Origin of the sequence: Mucilaginibacter ginkgonis, assembly GCF_009754905.2 — a bacterium.
Classification (GTDB): Bacteria; Bacteroidota; Bacteroidia; order Sphingobacteriales; family Sphingobacteriaceae; genus Mucilaginibacter; species Mucilaginibacter ginkgonis.
This window is the reverse complement of the sequence record NZ_CP066775.1, coordinates 847,349-866,768: the sequence shown is the minus strand read 5'-3', so window position 1 is coordinate 866,768 and position 19,420 is coordinate 847,349. Positions and strand designations below refer to the sequence as shown.

The window sequence follows — 19,420 nt, the reverse complement described above, 5'->3', positions numbered from 1 at the left end:
ATTACCTTTCTTTTACAGCTGCAATGGCCAGGGTGATCCACCCGGCGATGAACAAAAGGCCGCCAACGGGGGTGATCGGGCCCATTATACGCAGCCACGGCCAGCCTAAAACCTGTATGCAAGACAGCAGATAGAGTGATCCGCAAAAAAATACTATTCCTAATAAGAATAACCAGTAAGACGCAAAAATAAGTTTGCTTTCTTTATTCTTGAACGTAGATAAAAACAGGATGGCAAAAACATGGTAAAAGTGATATTGTACTGCTGTATGCCAGGTTTCTAATTGCGTTGTTGTAAGTATGGCTTTTAATCCGTGCGCGCCAAAAGCGCCTGTAATAACGGCAATAGCGCCGAGTAGCGCGCCTGTGATAATTGCTGATTTGCTCATGTTGGTAGACAGCTAAATTAACCAATTGAAAACATTACTTTATGGGTGACAGGTAAAAATATACCTTTGCTATAATAGGGTAACAATGAAACACATGCTTATAGCCATTGCATTATTGATCATAACAGCTGTTGTTACCATCTTCTATTTCAGGAGCATTTCGCAAGCCAATTTAAAACCCGCAGACTTGCTTAAACATGTGCCGGGCGACGCCGCTTTGGTGCTGGAATATAACAATGACGATTCTTTTTACGAGGCATTTAACGATAACAACTTATTTGCATCTATCCTTGGCCCCATAAAAACTAGAGAGTTTGCATTGCTTAAAAAGGCACTGATGCAAAACGCCGTTTTCAAAAGCTACTTTAAGAACCGCCCTTTTTATGTGTCTGTACATCCGTTAACCGGCGAGCAGATAGACGTGCTGATCACTACCACTGCAGCTAATCCCGGTAAGGAAAAGCTCTATAAAAATGCAGCAATTTTAAACGACCCAAATTTCAAAGCAAACGTAAGCTACCCGGGATACACTAAATTATTGAAGCTGGACATTGCCGGCATGGGCAGGTCGTTTTTTATTTCAGAAAGTGACGACCATGTGTTCTCTGCCAGTTTCTCATTACCGCTGCTGCGCATCGCTGCCGAATATGATATTAAAAATCAAAGAAATGATTTTTACCAGGTACCAGATCAGCAGCACGCCAACGCCTTTGGCTTGTTGTACATTAACTACGCGCAGTTAAAGCCGCTGGTGGCGCAGGTATTCAGCGGGTCAAACCCCGAATTGCTGAAATCTTTTAAATCCCTGGCAGCACAAGCGGCATTAAGTTTCAATTATCGCAAGGATGCGCTAATGTTTAACGGGCTTACCGCCATTGACGCCAAAAAACCCGCCAGCTACCTTAACCTATTTGCTGCACAACAACCGCTTGATAACAGCCTTAAAGACATTTTTCCCGCAACTACAGCATACAGCACCAGCTTTTCTGTGTCAGACCCGCAGCGTTTTATTACAGACCTGGCGCAATGGATAGGTAAAAGCGGGCTGCACAAAAGTTCCGTCGAGCTTTTTGAAAAGATAAAGGCCGAGACAGGCGTAAACATAGATCACGAAATAAACAAGCAGTTAGGCGCCGAGTTTGCTACACTGACCACACGCTTCCAGGAACGTTATGCAATTGTAGATGTAAAAAACGGGGCGCAGATATTACCACCGCTAATTAATATCAGCACCATGCGCGATGACGGCATCGGTCAGTTCAATTATGAAAAGATTCCTTTCTTTTTATTTGGCGATGCGTTCAGCAATTTCAATAAACCGTACTTTACAATAGTAAATAATTACCTGATACTGGCTAATACGCCGGGCGAGCTGCATTCATTTATTGAAAGCTACAACAACCAAAAGTTTTTGAGTAAGACCGAAACGTTCAACAGTTTCGACAATTTACTATCCGAAAAAAGTAACGTGTCGTTTTATCTGAACTTTAAGAATGCAAGCCATGTTTTCCAAAGAGATATGAAACCGGGCTTTTACAGCGCTTACAACAATGCGGAGCCGGGGCTTAAAAACTTTTACGGATTGTCATTTCAGCTAAGTGCTTCGGACAATAATTTTTATACCAACCTGTGCCTTTACCAGCCTGTGTCAGACACTTCATCGGTAAAAAATAATAACTGATAGAGACTATGAAATATCAACCGGCAATTGCCGTTAAATGGGCAAAGGCTTAATTATCAGACTTAACACAATAATTGTGATTAAAAAATTTACGCTGTTCCTTTTACTGGTTTTACCCATAAGCGCTTTTGCGCAACGCTTTTCGCAATATTTTAGCAGCACGATGGTCGAGTCCTTCGAAAATCCCGCACAAGGAATTTTTAAGCCCGACACAACTAAAATGATGGCATTTAATTTTTTTGTGCCCAACCTAAGTGCCAGTGCTTACACTACCGGTAACGCGACTACAACCCTGAAGCAGTATTTGTTTTTGCATAATAGTACGTTCCCTAATATTTATGTAGGCCGCAATAATTTTAATACGCTTAGCACCAACAATAATATATATGTCGGCATGTTCAAGATGTTTGCAGACCTTGCGGGCAAGCAGGAAATTGGTTTCTCGTGGCAGATACGCGCCGAGGGGACGGCGCACTTTACCGACGAGACCGTGCAGCTTTTTGACGGCGGCACCAACTTTAATAACCTGCAGCCATATACAAACCTTTTTAATGACAGGTATTACGCACAGGGGTATCACCAGTTTAGTTTTACATACCGCGAAACGCTGAGCCCCAAATTTTCTGTAGGCTACAAGATCAGCGCGTTGTCGGGTATCGCGTATGACAACACTACTATCAATCAGTCGGACATTATCTTTAATAAGAATCAGTCGGACGGTACATCGGCTCTGTACCTTAATTTAATAGGCCAGCACCGTACCAGTTATACCCCAGGATCTTTTGCAGCCAACAATGTAGTGCCTAATTTTAAAAATCCCGGCTTGTCTGTAAGCTTTGGTGTAGAACAGCATAACGAAGATGGTGTGCATATCCAGTACAACATTAAAGACCTGGGCTTTATTCATTGGGGCAGCGATCCGCATATTTATAATTTTAATCATACTGATACTATCGGCTTAAGTTCGGGCAACGCAGGTCAGAATGTATATAACGGCGCCAGTTTTATCACTCAGCAGGGCGGCGAGAATAAGTCATTTACCACAGTAACCAATGGTTTGGCAGAGATAAGCGCGACCAAATATTTCTGGCTTGACGGGGAGAAACAGTTTAAATACAACCCTATACTTGTAGCATCGAAACAACTGTTTTACAACGGCATTGCCGGCGCGTTCATTAACAACGTGCAATATGGAAAAGTGACTGTAGGTGTAATGGGCACGTATGACGATCTGAAACAATTTAACCTGGGTGGCAAGATCATGTTCAAGTCGGCAAATGCGGAGGTATTTTTAGGTACCGAGCAGCTGCTTACCAGCTATGATATGTTTCGCGCGCACCGCGGCAATCTTAATTACATCAACAGCAATGCTAACTTTACAGGCGCAGGTATCTTCTTCGGCTTCGCGCTTAAGTTTGGTGCCGATGTAGAAAGCCCCGCAAATGCCAGTTCGATACCAATGGGTGAAGATGAAGGTTTTCTGAAACGTACCTTCAAAAATATCTTCGGTAAAAAGCCTAAGGATTACATAAACAGCCCGGGCGCTACCTCGCCGTAGTGATAAATTCTTTTAAATAGTAGGGCTCAAAGTAGGCTATATCTTCAAAAGCACCGTTTTGATATTTCTGCAAAGCGATGGCCGTTAGTTGCGTTGCAGAGTTTTCAAAATCGCTTAGCCAAAGCACATTGTGGTTTATCAACACATCTTTACATTTGAGTGCGCCATCGCCGAAAATTACCAGTTGATGGTCTCTCACATCTGCAAACGAATTTTCGTCAATGATCTTTGCAGATGTAGGTTTTACAGGCAATGCGTCGCTATCGTATAACGCAGTATATACTTCCATCCTTCTCGCATCTATCATCGGGCAAAGGATGGCATCGGCAGAAAATTGATCGTTAAATACTAACGCGCCTGCAGCCATGGCATCGAGTGTATTAATGGCAATAAGCGGCTTATCCAGCGCAAAGCATAAGCCCTTGGCGGCAGAAACACCAATGCGCAAGCCGGTGTAAGAACCCGGGCCTTTACTCACTGCTACGGCAGCAATATCTGCTAAAGTGTGCTTGGCCTGCTGTAACACATCTTGTATAAACAAGGTTATTTTCTCGGCGTGTACGTTACGCTCGTTCATCTCCTTAACCGCCAGTACGTTACCGTCTTTGGCCAGCGCGACAGAGCAAACTGTAGTTGCCGTTTCTATTTGAAGTATTACACTCATTTGACCTCTCCCAAACCCTCTCCGAGGGAGAGGGCTCTAATTGTTATGTGGATTAAACGGCTACTATGGAACCGGATCGTGGCCGTTGCCACCCCAGGGATGGCACGTGCCAATACGTTTCAAAGTTAGCCATCCGCCTTTAAAAGCGCCGTATTTTTTTATCGCTTCTACCCCATATTGCGAGCATGAGGGGGTATACCTGCATGACACGCCAAACAGAGGCGACAGTAAATATTGGTAAACTTTAATCAAGCTAATAAAGAAGTAACCTGCCAGGGTTTTAAGCAGTTTAACTATTGCTCTCATTTATGGCTGCAGTAAGCTGTTTAAACAATTTGAGCATCTTATCCTGCATCAGGCTAAAATCGTTGATCTCTTTACCGATGTAGCTTACAGACAATAAAATAGAGACCTGTGTATCAAGTAACATATCGTATAAATGTTCTTGCTTGTTAAGACGGTACGCCTCACGGGTGCGGCGTTTAATAAGGTTGCGGTCAACCGCTCGCTTGTAGCGCTTTTTTGCTACGGGAAAAACAACCTGTACAGGAACAGGTGCCGGTTCTTCTAGCTTTAGCCAGGAAACCCTATAGGGATAACATAAAAAAAAAGAACCTTTGTGAAAAAGCTGCTCAAGCAACTTTTTATTACACAAACGTTCTTCCTTTTTAAAAGTATTCATTGTTGCTTACACTACAACCGGATGCTAAAATCCGTTGATGAAATTACAGGTAAAGCAACCGTATGTTGATTACGCTTTGTGGCGGCGCTCGTCAGATACACTTAATCTTTTGCGGCCTTTAGCTCTTCTGGCAGCAAGTATTCTACGGCCGTTAGCTGTAGACATACGCTCGCGGAAACCGTGTTTATTTCTTCTTTTACGCTGAGAAGGCTGAAACGTTCTTTTCATAACTCTATTGTTGTATTCGTTGCTTTAAAAAATAAGAGTGCAAATGTAGCATTTTGTTTTAATCAATCCAACACTTGCACGGCTATATTTTATTTTGTTTGCGCAGCTAAGATATCGCGTATCTCTGCCAGCAACACTTCTTCTTTACTTGGCGGTACGGGCACAGTTGGCGCAACCTCTTCTTTACGTTTTAACGCATTGATTCCTTTCACTACCAAGAATATCACAAAAGCAACGATGATAAAATCAATAAGCGCGTTAATGAACAAGCCGTAGTTGATCGCGGTCTCCGGAGTTTTACCTTCTGCCGCTTTCAACACATATTTCTGTTTGCTAAAATCAAGCCCGCCTGTTAAGATCCCGATCGGTGGCATCAATACATCGTTTACCAGTGAGGTTACGATCTTGCCAAAAGCAGCACCAATGATAACACCAACTGCCAGGTCTACCACATTGCCACGCATGGCAAATTCTTTAAACTCCTTTATAAAAGCCATAAGAAACAGGTTTAATGTGACACTAAGATAAGCCCTTAACCGTTAAAACAATAAACAAATTAACTTTTGCCAAACAATTACCTGCTATTGCGTTTACATTGCAGACGGGTTGCGCCAAACACGGCAACTTTTATATGATGGTTAATTGATGTAATTTTGGCCCGTTCCTAATTATGCTAAAACAGAATCTTCAACAAAAACTTTTACAAAAACTTTCGCCGCAACAAATACAGTTTATTAAGCTGTTGCAGGTGCCTACTGTTTCGCTGGATACGCGCATAAAAGAAGAACTGGAAGAAAATCCCGCGCTTGAAGATCTTAGTTTGACCAATCTTAACGAACCCGAGGAGCAGTACCCCGACCGCGACCCTGAGGATGATAACTTTGACAGCAACGACGACAACAGCGAATATGACGAATTTAACATAGATGATTATTTGCAGGAAGATAATGTAAATGATTACGGCTCTAAATATGACCAGAATGGCGATGATGAGGAAGACCGCAAGGAAATGCCTATCGCTATTCAAACTTCTTTTTTTGAGACCTTACAAGCGCAATTAGACCTGCTGCCATTGTCTGACAAAGACTTTATGATTGGCCAACAGATCATTGGCAGTTTAGACGATGATGGCTACCTGCGCCGCCCTATCATGTCCCTGACAGACGACCTTGCCTTTTCGCAAAATGTAATGGCCGAGGATGAAGAGGTGGAGGAAATGCTGAAGGTAATACAGGCCTTTGACCCGCCGGGCATTGCCGCGCGTTCGCTTCAGGAATGTTTGCTGCTGCAATTGAAACGCAAAGATCACGGCGACCCTATCATCAAGAAAGCCATATTGGTTGTCGAAGACTATCTGGACGAGTTTACCCGCAAACATTACGACAAGCTAGAGCGATCACTCAACATGACGTCTGTCGAGCTGCGCGGTGTGATCAACGAGATATTGAAACTTAACCCAAAACCGGGCGACTCCAGCACTGCCAACACCAAGCAGCTGCAGGTTATCCCCGATTTTCATATCACCAACAATGATGGCCGGTTGGTACTGACCTTGAACTCAAAAAACGCGCCCGAATTGCGTGTAAGCCGCTCTTACCAGGAAATGTTTGATCATTACGACAAGGCATCGCAACGCGATAAGAAAATGAAAGAGGCGGTGCAATTTGTAAAGCAGAAGCTCGACTCGGCAAAATGGTTCATAGATGCTATTAAGCAGCGCCAGCAAACCTTGCTGAAAACCATGAATGCCATAATGCAGTATCAGTATGACTTTTTCCTGACCGGTGATGAGCGCAACCTGCGCCCGATGATCCTGAAGGACATTGCCGACCGTATTGGTATGGACATTTCTACGGTGTCCCGCGTAGCGAACTCGAAATATGTACAGACCGAGCATGGCACCTTTTTGCTAAAATCATTCTTCTCAGAGGCGATACAAACAGAAAGCGGTGAGGAAGTTTCTAACAAAGAGGTTAAAAAGATTTTGGAAGACTGTATTGGCGGCGAAGACAAGCGCCATCCCCTGGCTGATGAAAAGCTCACCGAAATTTTAAAAGAGCGCGGCTATAATATTGCACGCCGCACCGTTGCCAAATACCGTGAGCAGATGAATATCCCTGTAGCGAGGCTCAGAAGAGAAGTGTAAAGGATATGAAAAACATCCATCCCATATTCTTTCTGATCATTGCCACAGCCCTTGAGGTAAGCGGAGACGCGATCATCAGAAGGTCTATCTACAATGAAACCGGCACGGCAAGAATAGCATGGGCAGCCTTGGGTGCAATATTGGTATTTGCTTATGGTGTGTTTCTCAACCTTGCACCGTTAGAATTTGGTAAAGTTGTGGGATTGTACATCGCTACCTTGTTTGTGATGTGGCAGATCATCACTTATATTTCTACCAAAGAGATACCATCGATGCCTGTTCTGCTGGGCGGGTTGTTGATCGTTTCAGGCGGATTGATCGTTAGCTTCTGGAAAACTGCCTGAGCTGTTAACTTAAAACGACCGCTGCGGGCAGGTAACTTTGTAGCGGTTATTCAGCAAAATGCCTAAAACGATCTCGTGCGAACCGTTGCTTACCGTGTTAAGGTTTGAGGTGGTTACATCATAAGAATAGCCCACGTTGATGAGTGAGTTGATATTAAAACCAACCAGGCCTGAGAATGAATCGTTATGGCGGTAAGCACCGCCTACCCAAAACTTATCGCGGAAGGCAACTTTGCCTGTAATATCAAAAGAAACTGGTACCGGATTGATCACCTTTACCATAACCGACGGCAAAAAGGTTACATCATCAGATAAAAACAGCTTTGTGCCGGCTGTAAAAAAGAAATGCGGAACCGTTTGGCTTTGGTTATACGTTTTATTGGTGCTGAAGTACAGGTTTTGTTTGATCAGTTGCTGCACCGATGCGCCAACATAAAAGTTTGATGTATACGCCCAAATGCCGGCACCAACATCGGGCTTCCACTGGCTGATGTTGCCATTCGCGATAGCCGGGTCGAAAGGTGTTTCAAGCGTTATCTCAGATGTATTTAAGATCACATGATTAACACCAGCCGATACACCTACAGACATGTTCCAGGTTGGGCTTAAACCCAAATGGTAAGCGTAAGTAGCATCGATATTGGTTTGCGTTAAAGGGCCTGTCTTATCGTTCACTACCATAAAGCCAATACCGTGATGCGGCTGTGCGGCTTCATAATATTGTGTGTATAAACGGCTTAAGGGGTTAACACCGCCGCCCGCTGCAGACGCGGTTGCGTCTCCGTTTACAAAGTCGGCACCTATTGGGGCGTTAACGGTAAAATAAGAAGTAACAGGTGCGCCGCTAAGGCCTGTCCATTGGCTGCGGTAGCCTAATTTTACGTCGGTGTAGTTTTCAATGCCCGATACCGCCGGATTAAGCAGCATATTGTTGAATACGTACTGCGTATATTGAGGCCTTTGCTGGGCCTCAACATAACTTAGGGTAGCAATAAGAAAAAAAAGTAAAAATAGCGCTCTCTTCATCTATCTAACAATGGTCACGTTCCCGGCTATGGGCTTTTTTCCGTTCTTTAAATTCACAATATAATAATAAACACCCGCCGGTAAGTCGGACCCATTGTATTTTCCATCCCAAGGTACGCTATAACCTACAGACGAGAAAACTTTTTCGCCATTGCGCGTATAAATATTTACAAGTGCCTGCGGATAGTTGCTTAACAAAGCAATATTCCAAAGATCATTGATACCGTCGCCGTTGGGCGAAAAAGCGTTTACAATTTTAGTGCTGTTTAAAACCCTTACGCTAATATTAGCAAAATTTGTACAGCCAGATGCCGATGTAACGGTCAACGTGTATTTTGTATCGTTTAACGGCGTTGCTACGGGATTTAAAACATCATCGCGGCTTAACCCTGAAGCAGGGTACCACTTGTACTTCAACCCGTCGCCATTTGCGGTAGCTTGCAGGAATGTCGAGTCGCCTTCCAGTAGCGTAACATCATTTCCAATAGTAATTATAGGCTCCGGGTATACTATTATATTAAAATTCCTTGTGTAGGTGCATCCGGCAGTTGTAGTAAAAGTGTACGTCATGACGTGAATACCCGGGCCGGCATTGTGCGCATTGAAATCACCGGCTTTGCTTATACCGTCTCCCATAAAAACACCTTTGCCGGTGGCACCCGTTACCGTTGCGAGAACCTTCATTGTGGCATCGCCTTCGCATTGCGGTGCGGGTTGAGCTATACTAATAATTGGCGGCGGCGTGATGATTACGGCTTGAGTAGTTGTCACACTTTGACAGCCATTGCTATTAGCCACCCGTAACGTAACACTGTAAGTGCCGGGGGCAGCAAAGCTGTGCAGCGGATTTTGTTGTGTTGATGTAGTACCGTCGCCAAAACTCCACAGCCAAGAGGTTATCGCTGCATTTTCCGGATCATTTGACGCGTCTTTGAAAGCTACGCTTTCGCCGCTGCAAGTAGTTTGTACGTAGGTAAAATTTGCTACGGGCTTTTTGTTGATGTGCACCGCAACAGGCGCAGATACGTTGCCGCAATTATTAGTTACAAGTGATACAAGTACTTTATAGTCGCCGGGCGCAGCAAATTGATGGTTCATGGTAGCACCTCCGTTAACGACGTTTCCATCGCCGAAATCCCAGTTATAAATACTTGCGTCACCTGCGGCATTGGTTACATTAAAAGTCGTTGTCCCGTCGGCACAAGTGCCGTTGTACTTCACGGCTGGAGCATCAGGCGCAGGTGTAACGCTTACGCTAAACGATTGCGAAAATGTACAAGCGGTTTGGGCAGATGTAAAGTTATAGCTGATTGCATGCGTACCAATGCCCGCTATAGCCGGGTCAAATAATCCTTCCGGCGTAATACCATCACCTGTGAAAATTTCTGTGCCCGTTGCGCCGTTTTTGTTTGCCGTGATTGTTATTGGTGATGCATTAACGCAAACACTTGCAGGTTGATTAATGATGATTGTCGGTACCGGGTTCACCACAATAATTTGTGTGATCACATCACCTGCGCAACCATTATTGTTAGTGACCGTTAATGAAACCTTGTAATTGCCGGCCGAAGGGTAAGTGTGTGTCGGGTTTTGCGATGTGGATGCAGTATTGTCGCCAAAGTCCCACGCCCAAGTGCTTACCGCGCTCCCTGTTGCGGTTGAATTATCTTTAAAACTGATTGCCGTCGCGGCGCAATCTGGTGATGAATAGTTAAATGCAGCTACCGGTTTGTCTATGATCCTTACAATTTGCACAGCCGAGGTGGCGCTGCACCCGCTGGTATAATTGATCGTTAGTGTTGCATTATAGCTTCCTGCTGCTGTGTATATATGGTTTACATTAAATGTTGTGGCAGTAGAGTTATCGCCAAAATTCCACAGCACTGACGCGACATTATTATTATTTGTAGGCGTACCTGGTGTAAATGTAATTGCCTGGCCGATACACGCGCTTGTAGTCGCGAATAACGGAACCGGGGCATCTGTAACAGTCACAGAAAGTTCATTGTCGTCTGTCCCGCAACCAACCGAAGCATTTGCAACAGTGGCGATGATCTTATGGCTGCCTGCCGTAAGATGAATAAGGTTAGTATTCTGAGTTGAATTAAAATAGCTATAGGTGTAAACAGTTTGGTTGTAATTGCGCGTCGATGTAGCCGTTGGGTTGTTCTGAACATAATTGGTGCCATCGTCAAACTTCCAGGTGATCTGTGCCACTTGAAACGGCAGCGTTAACTGCGGCGTATAACCTTTACCGGAGCAAATGGTTGATTGAGCCGTCGCATTTGTAGCAGGATCTCTCAGACTTAATGCTTCATTTAATTTCTTAAAACTTGCACCTGCCGAGTAACCATACGACTCGAAATTGCCAAAGCCATACACTGTAGCGTTGAATGGTTTGTCAGCAGAGATACTGTGTACGCCTAGGGTGGCAGATGGGTTTTGCGTAACCTGCGGACCATTGCTAACGCGTATTTGCGCGTAGGAAAATGAACTGTTGCCCGGGATTGGTGCGAAAGTAACGCTTGCGGGACGCACACCGTCGAGTTTAAATGACGCAACCGCATCGGTCGGGATGGTTACGTTTAAAAAGCTGTTGGCAACAGCCCATTTACCGGCAGCGTAAAATGAAGATGAGGTTACACCTTGCTCAACCGGGTTAAGGTAGATCATCTCCGGGTCGCCGGTATCTCCGTTAGTGTTACTGCACGATGCCGCAAACTGCGATATGGCGTACTGTGCAACCTGCACAGGTTTGTCCGCGTTGATTACCATAGGCTGGTCAGACACAAATTCAATATAACCTTTAGTTTCAAGGTCGGCAGCGTTAAAAGCCGGCACACCTGTTATTGTTGTTGCAGGGTCTGAGACGATAACCCTGTATATATCTTTCTGCGTTTCGCGGCCTGCCAGCGGCACGGTGGCGAATTGAGTCCCCCATGAGGTTACCGGATAAGCCTGCTGAAATAAATTGTCTGACGTGCTGAAAATCGTACAATTTGACACCCGGCCATAAATGGCTGTTTTACTGCTGCCGCTAAACACGGCTATTTGGTTACAAATAGCGCTGTTCGCACCTACAGACCTCACGCGGCTGCCTGTAAGATCGTCGTCAGATAACCCCTGATAAACATCGCCCTTATTTAATGTAATAGTGAAGGGTGTGCCTGCCGGACGAACAGTTAGCAGCCCATCATTATAAACGTTAGCTTTAGGTGTGATCTCTATAGTTGTATTGTCTTCCGTAGCAACAACGTTTAAAAAATTGTAAGCTTTACCTTCGCTGAATGCGGCAGCATTTGATGTTTGCGTAAAATTTACAGAACGGTACTCGGTACCTAACACATTTACCGGCAACAGCATTGTTGCCCCCGAAACACCTACCGTAGTTGCGCCGTAGATCTGGGCAAACACGCTGACATTTTCTGTCGATGTAATATGCACAGCCTTTTTTGCAGCAACTTTTGACAAGCCTTTTAAACTTGCTGAAGGGATCACTTGGATGGTAGTTACCTGGTTTGCCGTAACTGTAAATTGCTGATTGAATGACCCGTCCATCACCTCCACCTTTACCGACGCGTTTCTGTCTGAGGTGACATACAGAAACATAGAACTGGTATTGGTAATATTACTCCCTACCGGACCGGCCGGATAGATGTGTTCAGCATAGGCTGTATAAAACTCCTTGCCCATGTTTGTCGACGTTTGAGCATTAGCTTTATAAGCAGTTAGCAGCCAAACTAAAAATAGCAGGCAGGCATACCTTAAAATAAATCGCACTCCATCTATAAACATCATCACAAAAAAGCCGTGTTGCGCTTTTATACGGACGCTTGTGATAATCGGTTGCGATTTTAGTTTGCTTTTTGCGTTTTATCGCCCTGCTTTAACTTTTGCGATAAGAATTAACTGTTATTTAAGTTTCTACCGGACGACGGTTACCCAGCCCGACATGGTTTTGCGGCCGCTTTTTGGATTGATGATGTAATAGTATACGCCGGCAGGAAGGTCTTGCCCGTTGTATTTACCATCCCACGGAACGCTGTAACCTAAAGAAGAAAATACCTTTTCGCCATTGCGGCTAAACACCTCTACCGTAGAATTTACGTATCGGTCAAGTTGGTCTATGTGCCAGGTGTCATTAACGCCGTCGCCATTTGGTGTAAATGTGTTCGATACCTTGGGCACTTTCAATACAGTGATAAACACGCTTGCCGATACCGAACAACCTTTTGCCGATGTCGCCGTCAATGTATAGCGCGTATCGTTAGTAGGGCTCGCCAGAGGGCTCAGGACATTGTCATGGTCCAGGCCGGCGGATGGCGTCCACTGGTATGTAAGGCTGTCACCAACAGCAGTAGGTTTTAATGTGGTCGTATCCCCTTCAAGCAATTTAAAATCTGCAGGCATAGTTAACACCGGTGTTGCATTAACAACTATATCAAACGTTTGCGAGTAAGTACATTCAGAAGTATTGGTTGTAAATACATAGTTTATCGTGTGCTTGCCCGGCCCGGCTTTGTACGGACTGAATATGCCGCCGGCCGATATGCCATCGCCTGAGAAAACACCATTGCCAATAAATCCATGCTGATCCGCGGGAATTATTACGGGTGATGCTTCCTGGCACACGCTTACAGGCGGTGTTAATGTGATCACCGGATTGGCGTTTACGGTTATCGTTTGCGTTGTTGTGCTTATACAGGTGAGCCCGGTGTACTCGTCAAGTGTAACGGTATAAGTTTTTGCCGTAGGGGTAGTTGCCGCAAACGTGTAAAGGTGCCGATACTGGCCGTTGGTATGGATACTGTCTTTCGGAAAAACACTGTCTGCCGAACTATCGCCCCAATGCCATACCACTTTGGTAATAACGTCGTCGGTTGATTTGGTGGACTTGTCCTGAAAAATCACCGGATTTGCCGTGCACAACATCGTCGAATTATTAACCGCGAACGCTGCTGTAGGCGTCGATGCATTCACAATGATGTCCTTTGTGGCCACAGAAGAAATACATCCAAACGGCGAAGTGATAACAAGTGTGACTGTATAAGTGCCTGCTTTAGTGTAAGCATGCTGTGGGTCTTTCGCGGTCGATGCATTATTAGCCGCCGTCGCGAACTTGTCGCCAAAGGTCCATTGATAAGCAAAGCCTGTTTGCGGGTCGCCTTTGAAATCGCTGGTATTGGTAAACTGCTCTTTACCGTCATTTAGGCAAATGTCGGGCGCGGTAAAGTCTGCCACAGGCGTTGGATGGATGACCAGGTTTTTGGTGGTAGTATCGCCCTGGCAAGCCTTGTCATTAGCTACAACCAGTTTTACCAAATAGGTACTGTCTTTAGCGTATGTGTGTACTGGATTTTGATCAGTTGAAGTAGAACCATCGCCAAAGTTCCAGTTCCATGAAATGATCTTATTGCCTTCGGGATCAACAGAAGCGTCTTTGAAAGCGATGCTCACATTGTTACAATCAGGCGAAGAGTAGCTGAAATCCGCTTTAGGTTTTTTACTGATGTGAACGGCCTGCGGCGCTGAAACATTACTACAGCCGGTGGAACTGGTTACGGAAAGTACGACCTTATAATCACCGGATGTGGCATAGGTATGCACTGGGTTTTGCTCGGTACCATGTAGGCTACCGTCGCCGAAGTCCCAATCATACGTATTAGTTACGGTGCTATCCACTACGCTGCTATATGTAAACGCGGTGCCCTGCCCTAGACAGAAATTGTTTATAGCAAAGCTGATCGGTGGCGGGTCGACGACATTAAAATCAAACTCTATGTCTACGTTGCTGCCGCAATCATCCGCGCCGGGTTTAAATACTGTGGCCACAACGGCGTGGCTCCCCTTTTTAAAGTTTACGGCACCCGTATAAGAATAAATGTAAGCCGGGTTGTCATTAATTACCGTGTCTTTACTAACCGGATTATTTTGATACACAGCGGCAGTGCTGTCTTTAAAATCCCATTTGATCTGGCTGGTCTTGTAAGGCAGTGTCAACTGCAATTTGTAACGTTGGTCTGAACAAGCTGTCGAGGTCAAAACTTGTTTGGTGGTACTATCTGTAACAGTGATCTGTTCTGCCAAATTCTTAAGGTCTGTACCGGCAGAATAACCATATGACTCTACACTACCAAAGCCGTAAGCAATAGCATTGAAATTTGCGCCGGCCGTTATGTTGTGCGTGCCATTTGCAACTTTGATTTGCGCGTAAGCATAGGTACTGTTCGCTAAATTGATAAAATTTGTGTAGGCAGCACCATCAACCTTAAACGTGCTTGCGGCAGTAGACGGAATGATAACATTTATATAACTCGCAGTGATACTATAACGTGGGCAAGAGTAGAGGGTAACATGGTCTAAACCCTGTTCAATAGGGTTAAGATAGATCATTTCCGGGTCCCCGATATCGCTGATAGTAGCACAGGTAAGAGAAGTCCCCTGCGTTACTGCGTATTGGACTACCTGTATAGGTTTGTCAGCTGTGAAAACGTTGGGCGTTTTGGATGTAAATTCATAATAGCCTGCTGACGTAAATGACGTTGCGGGAATTAAGTTGCCATTGATTTTTAACACCGTCGCCGGATCACTCAGTACAACACGAAAAACATCAAAATTACGAGATGATAAAGGCGCTGATATATAGTTTTTCCCCCACGATGAGGTTGGATATACTTGTTGAAAAAGATTATCAGACGTTTTTGCTGTACAATTGCCTATGTATATTCTGCTGCTGCCGGAGAAAACTGCGATCTTTTTACATGCAACCCCATTGGCACTTACCGACTTGATGTGGGTGCCGGTTAAATCTGTACCGTCGGCCGAAAGTCCTTGAAATACCTCGCCTTTATTTAAGGCCAACGTAAAACTTTGCCCCGCTACTTCGCCACTGATTAATGTTGCCGAAGGTGTTACCTGAACAGAAGTATTATCATCTGTTGCAACAATTATAAAAGAGTTATAAGCAGGATTATTTAAAGCGGCATTAGATTTTTGAGTATAATTTATTGAAGTATAATCTTTACCAAGGGTGTTTACGGGTAAAAGCAATGTAGCACCAGATACACTATTGGCAAAAATATGAGCGTAAACAGCAACCGGACGCTGGGCAGTAATATGAATACCCTTTGAAGAAGGGGCCTTACCAGATAGATTTCCTAAAAAAGCGCTGTATGGTACAAGTACCGTGGTTACCTGATTGGCAGTAACAGTAAAGGGTTGAGGAGACGAGCCGTCCGCAAGTTCAACCACGCCGGTTGTAGACACGTCCGACGTAATGTACAGGTTCATACTACTTTGCGTACCGGATGTGCCGGAGCCATTGTTATGATCCATGTAAGCGGTGTAAAACTCTGTGCCTTTATTGCTGGTGCCTTGCGCATGCGTACTAGCGCACACTTTCAGGAGCAGTAAAAACAAGGCAATACACCGCAGCAAAAATCTCACGTCGTCAGATAGTTAATTAGTATCAGGGGTCTAATCAAACCACTAATATACGGCGGCGACGTTACATGCAGATGAATTTTCTATGAGATTTACACCTTGTTACGCCGCTCTGACTTAAGGGATTACATCGAATTGCTTGCGAAGCCGTATATCTTCTGACGAGCTACCCACCATTACCTCAAAGGTTCCGAGTTCTACAGTCCAGTTCATATTTCTGTCTAACAAGGCCATATCATCAGGTTTTAGCGTTATGGTAATGGTTTTGGTTTCGCCGGGCTGCAGGCTTATACGTTCAAATCCGCGCAGGTCATATTCATAAGTGGTCGCGCTGCTTACCAGGTCTTTCAAATATAATTGCACTACTTCTTCGCCTTTTACCTTTCCGGAGTTCGTGACCTTAAAGCTTGCGGTTATCCCTGCCTGCTGGTGTATTTTATCTGCTGATAATTTCAGATCGCTGTAAGCGAAGCTTGTGTAACTCAAACCATAACCAAAGGGGTACAACGCGCCATTCACACTGGTTTTACCATAACCATTCGGTCCCGACGTGGGCTGCCCTGCTTGTGAAGCAGGTTTAAACGGAAAGTTATATTCTATCTGCCCAACAGTTTTTGGGAATGTGATAGGCAACTTTCCGCCAGGGTTATTGTCGCCAAACAATGTCGCGGCGATCACCTGCCCGCTTTCCGGGCCGGGGAACCACGCTTCTAATATGGCAGGCACAAAGCGGTTTTCCCAGTTAATGGTAAGCGGCTGCCCGTTTATCAATACCATAACCACGGGCTTGCCAGTTGCCTGAAGCGCCTGGACCAATTTTAGCTGGCGACCGGGAAGATTTAATCCCGTGCGAGACAGGCTTTCACCCACCCGTTTGGCATCTTCGCCTACAACAGCGATAACTATATCAGCCTGTTTAGCTTTTTCGACGGCCTCATTGATATCAGCTTGTTCCTGCGATGCTAAGGGTGTCTCGATGATCTCACTCTCTGGCCAGGTAGCGTCAATGATGTCGCAGCCTTTTGCGTAATTCACTGTAGTGCCGGCACCTACGTAATTTTTGATACCATCCAATACAGTGGTTACCGGATTGTGCGATGGCCCGTACCGGCTGATGGCATAATTGGCCTCCGTAGCCAGCGGACCTGTTACCAAAATGTTTTTCAGTTTGGCTTTACTAAGTGGTAGGGTGTTATTGTCATTTTTTAACAATACCATGCTTTCCATGTTCATCTGCAAGCCTATCGCCGCCGACTGTGCCGTATGGACTACGTTATCAGCCGACCTGGTGTCCGTCACATATGGGTGATCGAATAACCCCAATTTAAATTTAACGCGCAGCACATCGCCCACACGCTGATCAATCGTCTTCTCTGATATTTTACCCTCTTTGATCAATTCGCGGAGCGGCAAAATAAAAGTTTGCGGCATGGTAAAATTGGTGCGCACATTTAAGCCGGCTTCTACCGACTGTCGCACCGCTTCTTTATAATCTTCGGCCACGCGGTGCTTGCTAAACAGGTATTCGACCGCCTCACTGTCAGACACCACATAACCTGTAAAGCCAAATTTCTGGCGAAGCAACTCCGTCAGAAAGTAATAGCTGCCCGTTACAGGTACGCCGTCCCAGTCGTTGTAACTGCTCATTACGCCAAGCGGATGCGCTTCCTGTATAACCCGCCTAAAAGGATACAAATAGATCTGATACATCTCGCGGGGTGCAACATGCGGATCAGTACGTGCGTTGCCGTCGCGGCCACCTTTAGGCACGCTATAAACCGCAAAATGTTTGAGAGTGGACGCCACACCCTCTTCCTGTATGCCTAAGGACATTTGCTTACCCATCTCGGCAATATGAAATGGGTCTTCGCCATAACATTCCACTACCCTGCCCCAGCGCTGATCGCGGGCTGGATCCAGTATCGGCGCGTAAACGTTTGTATAGCCCAATGCCTTTGCCTCGCGCCCCACAATTTGCCCTGCCTTGCGCACCAGTTCTTTATCCCAGGTGCTCCCTATGCCAATGGGCGCAGGCAGCGAAGTTGCCCTATCGTGGTTTAGGCCGTGGATGCCCTCGTTAGTAAAATCAACAGGTATGCCTATGCGCGTTTCCTCAACAAACCAATGCTGGATGGTGTTTATTGCTTCGGCGTGTTTGCTGTAAGGAAATGAATACTGCGACTGGGCGTTATCTGTGTAAGAAGTAAGGCTGTTTAATTCTTCATCAATATTGGCGATGCCGTCTTTCCAGATCTCGTTCTTCCAGTTAGGCACCGGCATCTCATCTTTCAAAACGCGCTTGTAACCATAAAGCGTAGCCATCTGGCAGGTTTTCTCTTCTACTGTCATTTGCGACAGCAGGTCGGTCACCCGCTTCTCGATTGGCTGCGCCGGATCTTCGAAGACATCTTTTTTACCGTTCTTATTAAAATCTATCCAACCGTTATGGTAGATATTAACTTTTTGAGCCGATGCGTTAAACGCAAAAGCAAACGCTATTAAACAGGCGGAAAATTTCTTCATGGCAAGTAGATTGGCAAGTGCTAAGTAAATAAAAAGCGGACAATGTTTACAGCAACTGTTGGGCTAAGTTGATGATATTATCGGGCGCTGTCATCAGGTAGGTTTGCAGTCCAAGCTTACGGGCGCTAGCAATATGCTGAGGACTGTCATCTACAAAAAGCGTTTCTTCGGCAACTAGGCCGTTTTCTTGCAATACCTGGTTAAACATTTCGGCATCCGGCTTGCGTTTACGCGCCAGGTGCGAGTAATAAGTCTTCTCGAACAAGCTATCGTTACCGTCCATGCCAAACTCGCGCTGCAGGTAATCCATTATCCAGGCATAATGGATTTCATTGTTATTGCTCAATAAGAATGTGCGGTACTTTTTCTTGAGTTCTAATAGCACATCGTGCACGCTCGGCTGCACACCTATCAAGATACTATTCCAGGCGTCATCTATCTGCTCATCAGTAAGCGATGGCTGTCCGGCAAGTTCCCTGACATGATCCCGGAAATCAGCCGCGGATATATCGCCCCTGTCTAATAGATCGAACACCGGATCCTGCTGCAAATGGCCAAAAAAACTATCGACATTCTTTACGCCTAAATCAATAAACTTCTGGCGGACAGTATTGAAGTCTATCATGAAGATGACGTTACCATAGTCGAAGATGATATTTTTAACGTTTTGCATATTGTGTTTGGCTATGTGGGCGCAAATTAGTAAAATTGCACCCGGAAAATGTAACCCATTATCC

The 19,420-nt window shown here is 45.2% G+C and carries 15 protein-coding genes; 4 read left to right on the top strand and 11 right to left on the bottom strand.

What is annotated here, in order from left to right; all coding sequences use genetic code 11:
- Window position 1 precedes the first annotated feature (1 nt).
- On the bottom strand, window positions 2–388 hold the full coding sequence (locus GO620_RS03950) for a DUF423 domain-containing protein (protein ID WP_157526504.1): 387 nt from the start codon (window positions 386–388) through the stop codon (window positions 2–4).
- An 85-nt stretch (window positions 389–473) separates the two neighbouring features.
- On the opposite strand from GO620_RS03950, the gene GO620_RS03945 reads away from it, so the two are divergent.
- Both GO620_RS03945 and GO620_RS03940 read left to right on the top strand, forming a co-directional pair.
- On the top strand, window positions 474–2,069 hold the full coding sequence (locus tag GO620_RS03945; RefSeq protein ID WP_198173603.1) for a hypothetical protein: 1,596 nt from the start codon (window positions 474–476) through the stop codon (window positions 2,067–2,069).
- A gap of 76 nt (window positions 2,070–2,145) precedes the next feature.
- Window positions 2,146–3,627 (top strand): DUF5723 family protein, encoded by a 1,482-nt coding sequence (locus GO620_RS03940; RefSeq protein WP_157526502.1) that lies wholly within the window; start codon window positions 2,146–2,148, stop codon window positions 3,625–3,627.
- On the opposite strand, the gene tsaB is transcribed toward GO620_RS03940, so the two are convergent.
- The 5 genes from tsaB to mscL form a co-directional block, all read right to left on the bottom strand.
- The gene (tsaB, locus tag GO620_RS03935) at window positions 3,614–4,291 is read right to left on the bottom strand and encodes a tRNA (adenosine(37)-N6)-threonylcarbamoyltransferase complex dimerization subunit type 1 TsaB (RefSeq protein ID WP_157526501.1); all 678 of its coding nucleotides are present in this window, start codon (window positions 4,289–4,291) and stop codon (window positions 3,614–3,616) included. The two genes, GO620_RS03940 and tsaB, sit on opposite strands and share 14 nt — an antisense overlap.
- Before the next feature lie 63 nt (window positions 4,292–4,354).
- Complete coding sequence (gene yidD, locus GO620_RS03930) at window positions 4,355–4,597, bottom strand: membrane protein insertion efficiency factor YidD (protein WP_157526500.1); 243 nt, start codon at window positions 4,595–4,597, stop codon at window positions 4,355–4,357.
- A complete protein-coding gene (locus tag GO620_RS03925; RefSeq protein WP_157526499.1) occupies window positions 4,581–4,973 on the bottom strand; it encodes a ribonuclease P protein component in 393 nt (130 codons plus the stop codon). The genes yidD and GO620_RS03925 overlap by 17 nt, the downstream gene beginning before the upstream one ends.
- A gap of 69 nt (window positions 4,974–5,042) precedes the next feature.
- The gene (gene rpmH, locus GO620_RS03920) at window positions 5,043–5,201 is read right to left on the bottom strand and encodes a 50S ribosomal protein L34 (protein ID WP_157526498.1); all 159 of its coding nucleotides are present in this window, start codon (window positions 5,199–5,201) and stop codon (window positions 5,043–5,045) included.
- An 89-nt stretch (window positions 5,202–5,290) separates the two neighbouring features.
- A complete protein-coding gene (gene mscL, locus GO620_RS03915) occupies window positions 5,291–5,698 on the bottom strand; it encodes a large-conductance mechanosensitive channel protein MscL (RefSeq protein ID WP_157526497.1) in 408 nt (135 codons plus the stop codon).
- Window positions 5,699–5,871: 173 nt separating this feature from the next.
- Here mscL and rpoN point away from each other — a divergent pair, with 173 nt between their 5' ends.
- Together rpoN and GO620_RS03905 are read left to right on the top strand one after the other, a co-directional pair.
- Complete coding sequence (gene rpoN, locus GO620_RS03910) at window positions 5,872–7,347, top strand: RNA polymerase factor sigma-54 (protein ID WP_157526496.1); 1,476 nt, start codon at window positions 5,872–5,874, stop codon at window positions 7,345–7,347.
- Window positions 7,348–7,352: 5 nt separating this feature from the next.
- The gene (locus GO620_RS03905) at window positions 7,353–7,691 is read left to right on the top strand and encodes a hypothetical protein (protein ID WP_157526495.1); all 339 of its coding nucleotides are present in this window, start codon (window positions 7,353–7,355) and stop codon (window positions 7,689–7,691) included.
- Between the two features lie 9 nt (window positions 7,692–7,700).
- Here the strand turns inward: GO620_RS03905 and GO620_RS03900 are convergent, their stop codons facing one another.
- From GO620_RS03900 to GO620_RS03880, 5 genes are all read right to left on the bottom strand, one after another.
- On the bottom strand, window positions 7,701–8,717 hold the full coding sequence (locus tag GO620_RS03900) for a PorP/SprF family type IX secretion system membrane protein (protein ID WP_157526494.1): 1,017 nt from the start codon (window positions 8,715–8,717) through the stop codon (window positions 7,701–7,703).
- Window positions 8,718–12,497, bottom strand: a complete 3,780-nt coding sequence (locus GO620_RS03895; RefSeq protein ID WP_198173602.1) for a PKD domain-containing protein — start codon at window positions 12,495–12,497, stop codon at window positions 8,718–8,720.
- Between the two features lie 144 nt (window positions 12,498–12,641).
- On the bottom strand, window positions 12,642–16,163 hold the full coding sequence (locus GO620_RS03890; protein WP_157526492.1) for a gliding motility-associated C-terminal domain-containing protein: 3,522 nt from the start codon (window positions 16,161–16,163) through the stop codon (window positions 12,642–12,644).
- Window positions 16,164–16,277: 114 nt separating this feature from the next.
- Window positions 16,278–18,683 carry a glycoside hydrolase family 3 N-terminal domain-containing protein gene (locus tag GO620_RS03885; RefSeq protein WP_157526491.1) on the bottom strand — a complete coding sequence of 802 codons (2,406 nt, stop codon included), beginning with the start codon at window positions 18,681–18,683 and terminating at the stop codon, window positions 16,278–16,280.
- Window positions 18,684–18,729: 46 nt separating this feature from the next.
- Window positions 18,730–19,356 carry an HAD family hydrolase gene (locus GO620_RS03880; protein ID WP_157526490.1) on the bottom strand — a complete coding sequence of 209 codons (627 nt, stop codon included), beginning with the start codon at window positions 19,354–19,356 and terminating at the stop codon, window positions 18,730–18,732.
- Window positions 19,357–19,420: the final 64 nt, after the last annotated feature.

What these genes read in the sequence shown, in the direction of transcription:
- GO620_RS03950 (WP_157526504.1), bottom strand. Translation starts at nt 388, where the DNA reads ATGAGCAAATCAGCAATTATCACAGGCGCGCTACTCGGCGCTATTGCC.
- GO620_RS03945 (WP_198173603.1), top strand. Translation starts at nt 474, where the DNA reads ATGAAACACATGCTTATAGCCATTGCATTATTGATCATAACAGCTGTT.
- tsaB (WP_157526501.1), bottom strand. Translation starts at nt 4,291, where the DNA reads ATGAGTGTAATACTTCAAATAGAAACGGCAACTACAGTTTGCTCTGTC.
- yidD (WP_157526500.1), bottom strand. Translation starts at nt 4,597, where the DNA reads ATGAGAGCAATAGTTAAACTGCTTAAAACCCTGGCAGGTTACTTCTTT.
- GO620_RS03925 (WP_157526499.1), bottom strand. Translation starts at nt 4,973, where the DNA reads ATGAATACTTTTAAAAAGGAAGAACGTTTGTGTAATAAAAAGTTGCTT.
- rpmH (WP_157526498.1), bottom strand. Translation starts at nt 5,201, where the DNA reads ATGAAAAGAACGTTTCAGCCTTCTCAGCGTAAAAGAAGAAATAAACAC.
- mscL (WP_157526497.1), bottom strand. Translation starts at nt 5,698, where the DNA reads ATGGCTTTTATAAAGGAGTTTAAAGAATTTGCCATGCGTGGCAATGTG.
- rpoN (WP_157526496.1), top strand. Translation starts at nt 5,872, where the DNA reads ATGCTAAAACAGAATCTTCAACAAAAACTTTTACAAAAACTTTCGCCG.
- GO620_RS03905 (WP_157526495.1), top strand. Translation starts at nt 7,353, where the DNA reads ATGAAAAACATCCATCCCATATTCTTTCTGATCATTGCCACAGCCCTT.
- GO620_RS03900 (WP_157526494.1), bottom strand. Translation starts at nt 8,717, where the DNA reads ATGAAGAGAGCGCTATTTTTACTTTTTTTTCTTATTGCTACCCTAAGT.
- GO620_RS03885 (WP_157526491.1), bottom strand. Translation starts at nt 18,683, where the DNA reads ATGAAGAAATTTTCCGCCTGTTTAATAGCGTTTGCTTTTGCGTTTAAC.
- GO620_RS03880 (WP_157526490.1), bottom strand. Translation starts at nt 19,356, where the DNA reads ATGCAAAACGTTAAAAATATCATCTTCGACTATGGTAACGTCATCTTC.